The sequence below is a fragment of the Roseomonas populi genome (genome assembly GCF_024594815.1).
GTDB classification, from domain to species: domain Bacteria; phylum Pseudomonadota; class Alphaproteobacteria; order Acetobacterales; family Acetobacteraceae; genus Roseomonas; species Roseomonas populi.
The window spans coordinates 1-12921 of sequence record NZ_JANJOU010000043.1 but is presented as its reverse complement, the minus strand read 5'-3'; the positions used below and the strand labels follow the sequence as shown (position 1 = coordinate 12921).

13 protein-coding genes are annotated in these 12921 nt (G+C 68.0%); 5 read left to right on the top strand and 8 right to left on the bottom strand.

The window, feature by feature from the left end; all coding sequences use genetic code 11:
• Positions 1-828: 828 nt before the first annotated feature.
• The 3 genes from NRP21_RS27675 to NRP21_RS27665 all read right to left on the bottom strand — a co-directional run bounded on the left by NRP21_RS27675 (position 829) and on the right by NRP21_RS27665 (position 3569).
• Positions 829-1032: a hypothetical protein gene (locus NRP21_RS27675; RefSeq protein WP_257719482.1), complete on the bottom strand. Its 204-nt coding sequence runs from the start codon at positions 1030-1032 to the stop codon at positions 829-831.
• Between the two features lie 86 nt (positions 1033-1118).
• Entirely contained in the window at positions 1119-1331 is a 213-nt protein-coding gene (locus NRP21_RS27670) for a hypothetical protein (protein WP_257719481.1), read from the bottom strand.
• 693 nt (positions 1332-2024) lie between these two features.
• Positions 2025-3569 (bottom strand): CYTH and CHAD domain-containing protein, encoded by a 1545-nt coding sequence (locus NRP21_RS27665; protein ID WP_257719480.1) that lies wholly within the window; start codon positions 3567-3569, stop codon positions 2025-2027.
• 250 nt (positions 3570-3819) lie between these two features.
• Between NRP21_RS27665 and NRP21_RS27660 the strand changes: the two genes are divergently transcribed.
• Both NRP21_RS27660 and NRP21_RS27655 read left to right on the top strand, forming a co-directional pair.
• A complete protein-coding gene (locus tag NRP21_RS27660) occupies positions 3820-5406 on the top strand; it encodes an ISL3 family transposase (protein ID WP_456300254.1) in 1587 nt (528 codons plus the stop codon).
• Between the two features lie 19 nt (positions 5407-5425).
• Positions 5426-5644, top strand: coding sequence for a hypothetical protein (locus NRP21_RS27655; RefSeq protein ID WP_257719479.1), 219 nt, complete (start codon positions 5426-5428; stop codon positions 5642-5644).
• A gap of 133 nt (positions 5645-5777) precedes the next feature.
• Here NRP21_RS27655 and NRP21_RS27650 read toward each other — a convergent pair whose 3' ends face one another.
• The gene (locus NRP21_RS27650) at positions 5778-6689 is read right to left on the bottom strand and encodes a LysR family transcriptional regulator (RefSeq protein WP_257719478.1); all 912 of its coding nucleotides are present in this window, start codon (positions 6687-6689) and stop codon (positions 5778-5780) included.
• A gap of 122 nt (positions 6690-6811) precedes the next feature.
• Here NRP21_RS27650 and NRP21_RS27645 point away from each other — a divergent pair, with 122 nt between their 5' ends.
• The 3 genes from NRP21_RS27645 to NRP21_RS27635 all read left to right on the top strand — a co-directional run bounded on the left by NRP21_RS27645 (position 6812) and on the right by NRP21_RS27635 (position 9382).
• Positions 6812-7750, top strand: a complete 939-nt coding sequence (locus NRP21_RS27645) for an alpha/beta hydrolase family protein (RefSeq protein WP_257719477.1) — start codon at positions 6812-6814, stop codon at positions 7748-7750.
• 88 nt (positions 7751-7838) lie between these two features.
• The gene (locus NRP21_RS27640; protein ID WP_257719476.1) at positions 7839-8555 is read left to right on the top strand and encodes an IS6 family transposase; all 717 of its coding nucleotides are present in this window, start codon (positions 7839-7841) and stop codon (positions 8553-8555) included.
• A 65-nt stretch (positions 8556-8620) separates the two neighbouring features.
• Positions 8621-9382 carry an HpcH/HpaI aldolase/citrate lyase family protein gene (locus NRP21_RS27635; RefSeq protein WP_308219942.1) on the top strand — a complete coding sequence of 254 codons (762 nt, stop codon included), beginning with the start codon at positions 8621-8623 and terminating at the stop codon, positions 9380-9382.
• Positions 9383-9403: 21 nt separating this feature from the next.
• Here NRP21_RS27635 and NRP21_RS27630 read toward each other — a convergent pair whose 3' ends face one another.
• The 4 genes from NRP21_RS27630 to NRP21_RS27615 form a co-directional block, all read right to left on the bottom strand.
• Positions 9404-10213 (bottom strand): N-acyl homoserine lactonase family protein, encoded by an 810-nt coding sequence (locus NRP21_RS27630; RefSeq protein WP_257719475.1) that lies wholly within the window; start codon positions 10211-10213, stop codon positions 9404-9406.
• Between the two features lie 11 nt (positions 10214-10224).
• Entirely contained in the window at positions 10225-11343 is a 1119-nt protein-coding gene (locus tag NRP21_RS27625) for a zinc-binding dehydrogenase (protein ID WP_257719474.1), read from the bottom strand.
• Positions 11344-11349: 6 nt separating this feature from the next.
• Entirely contained in the window at positions 11350-12189 is an 840-nt protein-coding gene (locus NRP21_RS27620) for a tripartite tricarboxylate transporter substrate-binding protein (protein ID WP_257719473.1), read from the bottom strand.
• Positions 12190-12413: 224 nt separating this feature from the next.
• A partial coding sequence (locus NRP21_RS27615; RefSeq protein ID WP_257719472.1) for a branched-chain amino acid ABC transporter permease occupies positions 12414-12921 on the bottom strand: 508 nt, incomplete at its 5' end.

Below are 12921 nucleotides of genomic sequence, written 5' to 3'. Positions count from 1 at the left end.
CACCAGGGCGAAGAGGAGTGGCGCCCGCTCTGCAGCAGGTGCGGGTAACGCCAGCAGCCCCGTCCGCAGACCATAGCCCGCTGGGCCAAACATTTGGGGCGGCAGGGTGCCGCCCGCGACGGTCAGCAGCCCGCTTCCGGCACCGTGCAGCCGCACGAAGGAACTGGCGACCATCGGCCCCAGGAAGGCGAGCAGCGCAGCGCCGACCGGATCGGCGGGGCGGCTGTCCGAGGACGGCCGTCCCCTCTTCAATGTCCCGCTATCATCGCTCAAGGATGGGCCACATGCCTGCAGCTCACGCGAATACAGTGACGATGGGCGCCCCTTCCTCAACCTGCTGCTTGTCTGAAGTCTGGCCACAGCTGCGCGGCTTCGTGAGACGGCACCAGCACGGACCGGATCTCATCCCCCTCCCATCGAGCCTTGCAGAGGCCCATCCCGGGCACAGGGAAGCTGATGAAGGTGGCTTGCGGGTGCCTGGCGCGGCGGAGGTGTTCGATCAAATTCTCCGGGAGGTCGGCGGTGCCGACCGGGACAGGAACTCTTCCGCAGACGGTTAGCACGAACAATTGTACTCGCACGCTGGGTCTCCGCCGCTGCCGCCCCGCCGACCGATTAGCCCGGGCCAGAAGCCTGAGGGGGACCGGGGCGATGATCCGCACCGGTCCAGGCCCGGCAACTGGTGGTCAGCATACGAAGGTACGATCTGGAACTGCGGCCCTCTCAGGAACAGCCTGTCCAAGGAAGGTCAGGCCGCCGGAACATAGGCTGCGGTGGTCGTCCTCTTAAGGCCAGCAAAAGTCCCGAGACGGGGCCGCCTTCTTCAGGTCAGCCGGCTCGTCCGGCGGAGAGGGCGCCGGCACGAGCTTCCGCCTGCTCGATCAGGCGAGCGAGGCCGGTGGGCTGGTCGGATTGGAGGATGAGCGGCTTCTTGCTGTCTGGGGGGAACACCATGACCGTCCAGCCCATGGCGCTCTGCTCCGCGATCTGGATGCGGCAGACACCCAGGGTTCGGGTCTCAAGAGTCCTCACAAGCAAACTCCACTGTGGTTGCCGGCGCGAGGTATGAGGAACGGCGGCGAAAGGCCAGCAACTAAAGGTTGTATGATCTACGGACTTTAGATTGCGAGCACGAAGAGCTGGCGCGGCAGCCATTCGTCCCAGCACTGCCCGTCGAATTCTACCCGGATACTGTCCGGCTCCTCTTCGGGCGGCGGATCATCGTCCTTGACAGTGAACGTGGACTGGGGGGAGACACGCCGCTTCCTCATCTCGGGCGAGCGCCAGAAAGGAAGCGCCCAATCCGGGCGCATGAGATCTCCAGGCTTCATGGGACTCATCCTCAAGCCCGGCGACTTAGCCACCTCTGGTCAGATCATGTCCATCACCTCCACCCCAGGGCCACGAGATTCAGGGCCTGGGCGGCGGCTCCGTTCGCACCCTTTCCAGCGGAGGGTTCCCTGCCTCGATCGCGTCATTGATGGTGGCGTAGGACCGCTTGCTTCGCGCAAGTATCTGTCCTTCTCCGATCACGCTCCACCACCAGCGCCTCGAGACCTGGCCGCGGCGCTCCAGGATTAGCCTTGGCAACGACAGATTCGGCCGGTGCGCTAAGTCGTCCACCATGCCGAAGTCCTTGTCGTGTGCCGACGGCTCTATCACGCGTCTCACAAGAACCGGTGTTGCACTTTGATGTCGAGCCGTCCTCTCACCAGCGCGGTCCGGCGGATCCTCACAGTGGCCGCAACTTGGTGTCTGTTGGGTCCTGTCCACGACCCCGGCCCAGGGCGGGCGGCCGCCGATCCAACCCGCTCCACCAGCACTCGGAGGTACGCGCCCGTTTCGCGGAACGCCGCTGAGCCACTTGGAGGACCGTTGTGGGCGCAGAGCTGCCGCCTGGCTGGTGCAGGCGGCACTTCCGACGCGTCTCCCTGATGGGGATGGAAGCACGCGGGCGAGTACGGGCCGATCGAGGTGCACACGGCGTGCATCAGCGCAGCCTCAGCTTGCCTATGTCAGGCTGCTCAGGCGGCACCGATCGCAGGCAGACCAGCGTCCTTGAAGCAGCGCCAAGCCTTGCGACGATGCGCGTCCGACCGCTCGTGCTGCCTCTCCGCCCAGGATCTCAGCGCCTCGACCGCTGGCGCGACCGCGTCCTTGTCCGCACCCAGCTGCTCGGCCAGCGACACGGTCACGACCGCGTCATTCAAGCTGCCAAGCTGCTCCTGCATTCTCTTGCAGCGGCGCAGGAAGGACTTCAGTTGCCCGGGCTTATGGAGCGGTGCCAGGAACTCGACAGCATAGCGCAGCTTCTTCAGCGCCTTGCGCAGGTCGTGCAGCTCCTCCACGGACCGATGCCGGATGCGGCGTCCACGCCGGCGCACCTGCCGGGCCAAGCGCCTCTCCAACTCCGGTGCGAGGTCGACCAGGGGCTCGGCCAGGGCGCCACCATCCGCCTCGCCGGAGAGCGCGGCCGGGTCCTCGGCCCAGGTCACGAGCCCGAGAATCAGCCCGGTCAGCCTGGGCGTGCGAAGTTCGGCGCGGAGCCGCTCATGGGCCTCCATCCTTCTCTCCAGGGCCGCCTCCCGCAGCGGTACGATCAGAGTCTCGTCCACCCCGTCGTCGAGTGTCTGCACGAGGGTCTGCGTGCAGAACACGTCCCAGTCCCGCGCCTCGCCGAGAACCTGCCCCAAGGCACGCAACTCCGCGGTGAAGCGCTCCTCCGGCTCCTCGGCCAGATGCGGACGGAACAGGGCGAGGAGCGCGCGCAGGCGGCGAATAGCGACCCGCATCGCGTGCACCCCCTCGACCATGCCGGACGTGGCGGCAGGCTGATTGGCGACGAGCGTGGCGAGGGTCGCGCCTGTGAGGCGGCGGAAAGCCTCGGCCGCGCTGGTACCTTCCGGCAGCACGGGATCCTGCGCCTTCTCCACCGGCCGCGGCTCGCCGGTCAGCAGCCGCCAGCCACGATCCGACTTGCTCTCGGCTCCGAGCAGCAAGGGCATGGATCGCTGCAGCGCCTGCGCGAGCCGGAGTAGCCGAAGCGCCTCGCCCTCCTTCAGCTCCAATTCCAGCTCGCAAATCGGTTCCTCCGCCTCGCCAGTCCGGATGGCGCCGAGGTCGAGCGTGACCGCGATGACTGCGCCATCGGTCCGCAGCAGCCATTCGGAGCGTCGAACCTGGGCCGTGAAGACGGCGGAGACCCCCTCGGTGCTTCCGGCCAACCCGGCGAGCGGCGTGGAGGCGAGATGCGCCAGCTCCGGGCGGTCCGCCGGGACGCTCCACTCCCACTCGCCGCGGCTGAAAGGGCCGAGCCCGTCCCGCAGCTTCAGCGTCTGCACCCGGCGTCGGCCGATGCGCCGGACCCGCAGGCTCGCCCCGGAACGGAGGAAGGCGCGGTCGGGCGTGTCGAAGTAGGTGGTCGTCTCCTCCTGCTCCGATAGGGCCGGCTCCGCTGAAGCGAGAGCCGGGTGGGAGGCGATCGTGGCGTCGGTGCCCGGCGGGAGCTGGAACTTCACCTCCAACTCGGTGGGCAGCTCTGTGGGGCGGGGTCCGGTCTGGGCTGTCATGGTGGCCAGGAACGTGTTGGAACGCGCTGTGTTGCGGGGTGCCGACGCCGGGGCATGGCCGATGTCTAACGCGAAGTGTCCCTGATCTGCTGCATTTCGGTGGTCCCGCAGGCTGTTCGAGGCCAGCACTCGGAAGGAGTGTCGACCTTCGGCACGAGGCCAGCTGTCGGTAATCCGTAACCAGGTTCTTCCTCATTCTCGGTGCAGGCATTCGGGTTGACCTTGCGGGCTGCCGGCGAGAGCCGAGGGTATGGGAAAGAGAACGTGGCTGGCGCCGCTCGCGGGTGTTCAGGTCCTCGGCGTTGAGCGCAGCAGCGGTGGAGGATGGGTCGTCTCCGCAGCAGGGCCGGGTCACGGGAGCTGCCCTGCCTGCGGCACCCCGTCCAAGAGCCGCCACAGCACCTACTTGCGGCGCCTGCAGGACCTCCCCTCGCAGGGTGCCCGGGTCACAGTCCAGATCAGGACCGCTCGCCTGAGGTGCCGGAATCCCTGCTGCGACCGGCAGGTCTTTGCTGAGCCTCTCCCCGGCGTCGCGGAGCCGCGGCTCCGGTTCACACGGCGCCTGTCCAACCTCGCTCTACTCCTCGGCCACAATGCGGGCGGCCGCCCGGCGGAGCGGGTCCTGGCCTGCCTGGGCATACCGCTGAGCGACGACACCGTACTCCGGTACCTGAGGCGCTGGGCGGCCCAGAACGCCGGGTCCCAAGTCCGGGTCCTCGGGATCGACGACTGGGCTTGGCGCAAGGGCCAGACCTACGGGACCCTTATGGTCGACCTCGAGCGACGGGCAGTCGTGGACGTCCTGCCCCACCGCTCCTCGTCCACCACGGCAGACTGGCTGCATGGTCATCCGGAGGTGAGGGTGATCAGCCGTGACCGGCACGGTCTCTATGCCGAGGGCGCCCGGGCCGGCGCTCCACAGGCGGCCCAGGTGGCTGACCGCTTCCACCTGATCCAGAATTTGCGCGAGCGGATCGAGCAGCAGTTGGGCCGCCTGGGCCGGCCGCTCCGTCCTGGCGCATCGGTCGCGGCTGAGATCGAGGAGAGCCGGGCTGGCCTGCACGGGGTCAGAGAGGACCTGTTCGGGCAAGTACGGGCCCTCTACGACGCCGGCAGGACAGCCACCGAGATCACCCAGGAATTCGGCTTGAGCCGCCGACGTGTGGACCGCTGGATCCGGCTGGAAGCACTTCCGAAACGCAATCTTCCCTCCCCGACCTCGGCCTCTCCGTCCCTCTTTCTGGACCACCTCACCCGACGCTGGGCGGAGGGCTGCACGGTGGCAACCCGCCTGTTCACCGAGATCAAACATCTTGGCTACACGGGCTGCTACACGCATCTGGCGCGCTTCGTCGCCTCCTGGCGCCGCCGGGAGGAGGACGGGGCAATGGGCTGCTCCAAACCACCGGGCCAACCGTTGCCACGTGACCCCACCACCGGTCGGCCGCTTTCTCCGCTCACGGCGGCCGCGCTCTGCATCAAGCCTCGTACCCAGCTGACCGCCCGTCAGGCGTCCATAGTGGACGCCATGAAGACCGCCTCGCCCGAGTTCGCCGGAATGAGGCAACTCGCGATGCGATTCCGCGGCATCCTGCGCGGCGGCCGCGCCGAGAAGCTGGACGGGTGGTGCGAGGATGCTAAGCGATCCGGCATCGACGCGATGCGGCGCTTCGCCAGGACCCTGCAGCGGGACCGGGACGCCGTGCACAACGCGCTTACGATGCCCTGGAGCAACGGCCAAACCGAGGGGCAGATCAGCCGGCTCAAGACGCTGAAGCGCGCCATGTACGGCCGAGCCGGAGCCGACCTCCTCCGAGCCAGGCTGCTCCCCCTCTAATCAGCGAAGTGCCCCGAGAATGAGGAAGGACCTCGATAAGGAGAACCGACATCTGCCCACGATCCCGCACCACGCACCCGACCGGCCCATCCGGCTCCGGGCGGCGCTGGCCAGCACCTTCGTCGCAGGGCTGGAACTTGCGAAGGACGGAATGGTGACGCTCGAACAAGCGGAACCCTTCGGCGTGATCGCCCTTGCATCGAAGTCGATCACTGCTGATCAGGCCGTCCCACCTTGAGCATTTGCGGGCGCCAGGCCGGGAACCCCATCCCAAGACGGCGGTCGGCAGGTGCGATGTGCGATGGGGGAGGAGCACCGCAGCTACGGAGTGCAACGGGAGCAAGCAGGCCATCAAGAGCCTCGGCCTACCGCTACCCCGAACTCTCGCGTGGCTGCTCCTTGATGAAGTCGAGGAAGGCGCGAAGAGGTGGCGGCACGAGCCGTCGCCCCGAGTAATAAAGGAACGGGCCCGGAAAGGAGGGCCACCAATCCGGCAGCACCGGCAGGAGCGTGCCGCTGTCGAGATGCGGACGCAGCCAGTCCTCGAACAAGCCGATGATGCCCGCGCCCGCGACGGCCATGTCGACGGCCAGATCCATCGCGCCGCCCACGCTGACGACCAGGGGACCGCGCGGCTCGATGCTCACGGTCGCGTCCCCGCGCTCCAGCTCCCACGGGCTCGTCAATCCCCCGCTGCGGAAGCGACCGAGCAGGCAGGCATGGTTCAGGAGGTCGCGAGGATGGGCGGGCTCCCCTCGTGTCCGGAGGTAGTCCGGCGCTGCGGCAAGGGCGAGGCGTTGCACACGCGGGCCGATGGGCACCGCGATCATGTCCTGCTCGAGACGCTCGTCGTACCGGATGCCGGCGTCGGATCCTGCGGCCAGCACGTCGACGAAGCTGTCCTCGGCGACGATCTCGATCTCGATCTCCGGATACTTGGCCAGGAAGGCCGGAAGTATCCCCGGGAGAATGACCCGCGCGGCGACGACGGGGACGTTGAGCCTCAGTTTCCCGGCGGGCGTGTCGCGGAAGCCCTTCATGGTCTCCAGGGCGGCATCCACCTCGCCCAGGGCGGGGACGAGACGATCCATCAGGCGGGTGCCCGCCTCGGTCGGGGTGACGCTGCGGGTCGAGCGGTGCAGCAAGCGGACGCCGAGACGCTCCTCCAGCCTCCGGACCTGCTCGCTCAGCGTGGACGCGCTCGCGCCCGTACTGCGGGACGCGCCGCGGAACCCTCCCGCGCGGGCGACGGCGAGGAAGGCGTTCAGGTCTGTGAGGTTCATGGACACTTGTCCGGATTTCCGTACAGCCCGTGCGGAACATGCCGCATTATCGGACAGGTCGGCAAGGCGCAGAAGTGCGGTGTCAGCCGGACAGGCTGAGCATCGAGGAGGACGCACCCGACATGACCCAGATATCCGAAGCTGCGACCCATCCCACCCGCGCCGAGCTGGTCGCCAGCCTCGTCTCGCCGATGGTGAACCCGCCGCGGTCGCCCATCCTCCGCTCTCCGGCCGACGATGGCCTGGCGTACTCGGACGTCTTCTTCCCCGCGATGGACGGCGTGACGATCGAGGGGTGGTTCATCCCGGCCGACAGCGACCGCCTGATCATCGCCAACCATCCGATCTGGGCCAACCGCTACGGGTTTCCCGGCCACCTGGAGCCCTACGGCAACGCCTGGAAGGCGAGCGGGAACGACATCGAAGTCAACTTCATGCCGGACTACAAGCATCTCCACGACGCGGGCTACAACATCCTGGCCTACGACCTGCGGAACTTCGGCGGGAGCGCCGCGGGCAGCGGCGGCGTGATCGGCAACGGCATCCGCGAATACCGCGACGTGGTCGGGTCCCTGCGATACGCGCGCTCGCGCCCGGATCTGCGGGAGATGAAGATCGGCCTCCTCAGCCGATGCTGCGGCATGAACGCCACGATGGTCGGCCTGGCCAAGCATCCGGAGGAGTTCCGGGACGTCCGGGCGATCGTGGCCCCCCAGCCGATCTCGCTGAGCGCCTTCTACCGCACGATCGTCGGCCACATGGGCATGTCGGACGCGCTCCCCGAGGTGGCGGACGCCCTGCGGCGTGCGACGAGCATGGAGCTGAAGGACATGGACATGCCGCCCTATGCCGCGGCCGTGACGGTCCCGACGCTTCTCCTGCAGGTCCGGAACGACACCCTGACCACGCCCGACGACGTGCAGGCCATCTTCGACGCCATGCCGACCGAACAGAAGGAACTCCTCTGGATCGAGGGCACGAACCGGCGCTTCGACGGTTACAACTACCTGCCCGGGAACCCGGGGCCTATGATCGACTGGCTCAATCGCTTCGTCGGCTAGTGGCGGGCTCGAACAGCACCGCGGCGGCATCGTCAAGTTGGCCGGCGGCCAGCTTGCCCGAGCGGCTCAGCACCGGTAGGCGGGTGGCATGACTGCCCCCGCCGCTTGCCCCAGCTTCGCCGGGTATCGCTTCCCGGCCGAGATCATCAGCCAAGCGGTATGGCTCTACTTCCGCTTCCCGCTCAGCTTGCGGATGGTGGAGGAGATGCTGGCCTTTCGCGGCATCGTGGTCAGCCACGAAACACTGCGGCAGTGGGGACGCAAGTTCGGCCAGGCTTTTGCCAATCAGATCCGTCGCCGGCTGCCCCGGGCCGGTGACAAGTGGCACCTGGATGAGGTCGTCCTCAAGATCAACGGTGTGAAGCACTGGCTTTGGCGCGCCGTCGATCAAGCCGGGATGGTACTCGACGTGCTGGTGCAGGGCCGGAGGGACAAGCAAGCTGCCAAGCGGCTACTCAGGAAGCTGCTGAAGCGGCAGATGCGGCCACCGCGGGCTATGATCACCGACAAGCTGGCAAGCTACGGCGCTGCGAAGAAGGAGGTGATGCCCTCCGTCGAGCACCGCCAGCACAAGGGGCTGAACAACCGGGCGGAGAATTTCCACCAGCCGACGCGAAGACGAGAGCGGCAGATGAAGCGGTTTAAGTCCGCCGGCCAGGCACAGCGCTTCCTCGCCGCTCACGACGGGATCAACAACCTCTTTCATCACCGCCGCGACCACCTCACCGCCAGCGAGTACCGCGCTGCAAGGGCGCGCGCGTTCGAGGTGTGGTCCGACATCAGCGGGGTCGCCGTGTGGGCTTGACCACCCTCAATCCTGCTACCTATCCGTCAGCCTGCTCGCCTTCGCCGGCAAGTTGACGCTGCCTCCTGGACCTGGAGGACGCCGTCGCGCCCGGGCGCAAGGCCGAGGCCCGCGCGGCGCTCACCGAGGCTGTCCCAGCCGTAGCGCGAGGGGGCGATGCCGTGGTGCGGATCAACCGGCCGCTTGACCTCGCCGTTGCGGATATTGACGCGGCCGTGGCGGCCGGGGTGGGCGCCCTTGTCCTGACGAAGCTGATGGGGCCGGAGCACCTGCGACTCCTAGAAGAGGTCGTGGAGGCGGCCGAGGCGCGGCACGGGCGCGCGCCTGGGGCCGTGCGGCTGATCGGCCTCGTCGAGACCCTGTCCGCCGTGCCGCTGCTGGGCGCCATCGCGGCGGCGAGCCCGCGGCTGGTGGCGCTGGGCGCGGGACGCGAGGACCTGGCCGCCGAGCTGGAGGCAGAACCGGGAACGCTGCCCCTGCAGCAGATCGCGATCGGGACGCTGATGGCGGCGCGCGCGGCGGGGATCCTGCCGCTCGGCTCCCTCGCTCCCTTCGTGGGGCTCGAGGACCTGGAGGCCTACCGGGCCGGGCTGCGCCGGTCCCGCGCCATGGGCTTTGCCTGTGCCAGCTGCATCCATCCCGCCCAGGTTGCCGTGATCAATGAGGAGTACGGGGCCCGTCCGGAGGAGGTGGAACGGGCCAGGCGGCTCGTACTGGCCTTCGAGACGGCCCTGGCGGCCGGGCGCGGCGCCGTTGCCTTCGAGGGCGCTATGGTGGATCTGCCGGTGGTGGAGCAGGCTCGGGCCCTGCTGCGGCGGGCGCGCTGAGGGACGGCCCTTTACCACTCCTCACCGATCGGTCACGTTCGGCACTAGGTCGAGCCGAACCCCGTCCGCTCCGCCGCCGATGAGAGGGTAGCGCCTCATTACCTGCGCGTCGTGGCCGGGCACGATGTGGTCCGCGCTGTCGGCTAAGTCCTCGCATAGGCGTAGCGCTTCCAGGGCTTCGGCCAAGGACGGCGCGGCAGGATAGGGGTTGGCGTATGTCAGGCTGTTGTAGAAATGCGCGGCATCGCTCGCCAGCACCACCCAGCCGCGCGCGGTGTGCACGCGCACAACCTGCATCCCGCCGGTATGGCCCCCTGCCAGGTGCAGGCTGATCCCGGGGGAGATTTCCGCCGTTCCGTCATGGAAGCGCACGCGCTCGCCGTGGACGTAGCGCACCATCTGCACGACATGGTCCACCTCGAAGGCCGTGCGCAGCCGCCCCTGGCACATGCAACGTCCCGTGCAGTAGGCCATTTCCCGGTCCTGAACGTGGAAGCGCGCCTTTGGAAACATCGCCGTGCCACCCGCGTGGTCCAGATGGAGATGGGTCAGCACGACATCCGGTGTGGTGGCAGCGTCCACACCTATGCTGCTGAGCGCCTCGTCCACGCGGCGGTGCAGCGGCCAACCGCGCTTTCCGGCTACGGCTTCATCGAACCCGGTGTCCACGATGACCGTGCGTCCGCCCCCGCGGATCGCCCAGACGTAAAACTCGAGGTTCTCGTCAACGGCGTGGCTGTCAGGGAAACTGTAGTTAATCCGGGGGGGACGCATGGCGCTGCTGGAGTAGCGCAATGCGAAGACCTCGTGGTTAGGCGGGCGGTCGATCATGTTGTCGTCCCTCAGTCGAAAGTGATCAGAGGTTTCATCTCTTCCAGCCTTCGCATGCGCTCCAGCGCGACGGGCGCCTCGTCCAGCGTATAGCGACCAGTGATCATGGACTCGAAGGGGATGCGGTCCTGGTGCGCCACGACAAACTGGAGGGCGCGCCAGTAGGCCCGCGCACCGCCGGAGAGCGTGCCGATGACCCGCAGTCCCTTCCGCACGATCAGGGAGGGCGAAAAGGTTGTCTGCCCCTCGCCGAGCTGGCCACCGGTAAGATAACGCCCCCCGGGGCGGACCAACTCCAACCCCTCCACGAATGCGGGCGGATGGCCGGTGAACTCGATCACGATGTCCGGGCCACGCCCCTCGGTCATATCCCGCAGGGCTTTCAACCGGTCGGAATGGTTCGTATCAGCGATGGAGAAGACGTGGGTCGCCCCGAAGTCGCGGGCCAGGACCAGTCGGCTATCTGGAGCTCCGATCACGGAAACGGTTCGTGCCCCCGCCATGCGGGCCACGGCGGCCGCAAGGATTCCAAGAGGCCCTGCACCCTGAACGGCCACGTGCTCGTGCGACCGCACCTCACCAAGATTGTCGAAAGCCTCCATCACGGAGCGCAGCGCGCAGCTGCTGAGGCTAGCGACAGCGTCGCTCACCTCGTCCGGCACACGCACACGGCCGGATTCCGGCAGGACGTAGCCGTATTCCGAAAAGCCGCCGAGAAGATACGGCGGCTTTTCGATACTCTGGTGCATGTAGACGCGGCGGTTTGTGCAGAGCATCGGCTGCATCGCCACAGTGCAGTACCAGCAGCTGTCGCAGTTCGTGTGTGTCCAGACGACGCGGTCGCCGGTCGCCAGTGGCTGGCCGATGCTGTCGCGCTCCGCCCCTGCGCCGATCCGGACGATGCGGCCGACCATCTCATGCCCGAGTATCGTCGGGAGGGACGGCTTGCGCGCCAACTCCCCCTGCCAGAAATGCACGTCCGTGCCGCAGATTGAGCAGGCGCGCATCCGGACGAGAAGGGCGCCGGGCTCAACCGTATCCGGGACTGGCACGGGCTCTACCGCCACTGGGTCGCAGAAGCGCCGTACCACGACGGCACGGGAGAAGGGGGGAAGGGTTACGTCGCTCATCGCTGGTCAGTCCACCCTGATGGAGGACGCGCGGGCGAGGTCCTCCCAGAGCGGCAGCTCCCGCCGAATGCGCTCTGAGAATGCGGCGGGACCTTCGTCGCCTGGGATGCAGGCCTGAGCCTCAAACTTCTCGCGCAGCTCGGGCTTACGCAGGACGGCCGCCGCGTCGTCCGCCAGCCTCCGAACGAGGTCCGGCGACAGACCGGCCGGGGCCATGAGGCCATACCAGACGCTTGTCGCCTCGAAGCCCGCATAGCCTGCTTCGACGAAGCTCGGGACCCCGGGCAGCATCGGCAGGCGGCTCGCGGTGGCGATGGCGACCGGGCGCAAGCGATTATCCCGAATAAGGGGCAAGGCAGTGGAGAGGGTGGCGAAGGAGACCGGCACGACACCGGACACGAGGTCCTGCAGCGCCGGGGCCGTACCGCGATAGGCAACGTGCGGTAGGTCGACGCCAGCGGCCTGCTTCAACATCTCGCCCGCGAAGTGGCCGACGCCACCGGTCCCGGACGTCGCGTAGCCGATCGCGCCGGGTCGCGCCTTCGCAGCGGCGACGAGCTCCGCCACGGTCCGATAGGGGGTGGCCGGGTTCACCAGCAGCACGGTGGGTGCGAGAGCCGCGACGGCCACCGGTGCAAAGTCCCGTTCCGTGTCGTAGGGCAGGCGGGCGTAGACGGCGGGGTTGGTGGTGTGGTTGCCGGCCGCGAGGAGCAGCGTGTGGCCGTCTGGCGCGGCGCGAGCGGCAGCTTCGGTCGCAACGATGGCGTTCGCGCCGGGGCGGTTTTCGATGATGACAGGCTGCCCCCAGAGGAACTGCAGCTCGGGGGCCATGAGGCGGGCGATCATGTCGGTTGGGCCGCCTGCCGCAAAGCCGACCAGGATGCGGACCGGGCGCGAGGGCCAAGCCTGTGCACGAGCCGGTCGAGATATGACGGACCCTGCAGCCGCACCGAGCAGGAGGCGCCGCGGCAAGGCACCCGACGCGATCCGGCAGGTATCGCTCCCGGTGGTGGTGCGCTGCCGTGCCATACTGGCTCTCCCTCGCCTTGGCATGGGGCTCTTTTCCATGACTACAGTTTCACCCGCAGCAGCCGCCCCAGCTCGCCCACGATGCCCGCGCGGAAGGCGAGGACGCAGAGGACGAAGATGGCGCCCTGGATGATCGTCACCCAGGCCTCGAAGGGGGCGAGGTAGGTCTGCATGGCCACCACGATCCCCGCCCCGACCACCGGCCCGAAGATGGTGCCCAACCCCCCGAGCAGGGTCATCAGCACCACCTCGCCCGACATGGACCAGTGCACGTCCGTCAGGGTGGCGATGCCCACGGTGATCGCCTTCGCGCCGCCCGCCACCCCGGCGATCCCGGCCGAGAGGACGAAGGCCACCAGCTTGTAGTCGTCCACCCGGTAGCCCAGCGAGGTGGCGCGGGGCTCGTTCTCCCGGATGGCCGTCAGCACCTGGCCGAAGGGGGAGCGGATGATGCGCTGGATCAGCAGGAAGCCCGCCAGGAACAGGGCGGCGACGAACCAGTACATCGTCATGTCCGCCCGCAGGTCGATGACCCCGAAGAGCATCCCG

Excerpts from the sequence above, each read along its gene's own strand:
- NRP21_RS27655 (WP_257719479.1), top strand. The coding sequence starts at position 5,426 with ATGAGGAAGGACCTCGATAAGGAGAACCGACATCTGCCCACGATCCCG.
- NRP21_RS27660 (WP_456300254.1), top strand. The coding sequence starts at position 3,820 with ATGGGAAAGAGAACGTGGCTGGCGCCGCTCGCGGGTGTTCAGGTCCTC.
- NRP21_RS27640 (WP_257719476.1), top strand. The coding sequence starts at position 7,839 with ATGACTGCCCCCGCCGCTTGCCCCAGCTTCGCCGGGTATCGCTTCCCG.
- NRP21_RS27620 (WP_257719473.1), bottom strand. The coding sequence starts at position 12,189 with ATGATCGCCCGCCTCATGGCCCCCGAGCTGCAGTTCCTCTGGGGGCAG.
- NRP21_RS27665 (WP_257719480.1), bottom strand. The coding sequence starts at position 3,569 with ATGACAGCCCAGACCGGACCCCGCCCCACAGAGCTGCCCACCGAGTTG.
- NRP21_RS27670 (WP_257719481.1), bottom strand. The coding sequence starts at position 1,331 with ATGAAGCCTGGAGATCTCATGCGCCCGGATTGGGCGCTTCCTTTCTGG.
- NRP21_RS27630 (WP_257719475.1), bottom strand. The coding sequence starts at position 10,213 with ATGATCGACCGCCCGCCTAACCACGAGGTCTTCGCATTGCGCTACTCC.
- NRP21_RS27650 (WP_257719478.1), bottom strand. The coding sequence starts at position 6,689 with ATGAACCTCACAGACCTGAACGCCTTCCTCGCCGTCGCCCGCGCGGGA.
- NRP21_RS27645 (WP_257719477.1), top strand. The coding sequence starts at position 6,812 with ATGACCCAGATATCCGAAGCTGCGACCCATCCCACCCGCGCCGAGCTG.
- NRP21_RS27625 (WP_257719474.1), bottom strand. The coding sequence starts at position 11,343 with ATGAGCGACGTAACCCTTCCCCCCTTCTCCCGTGCCGTCGTGGTACGG.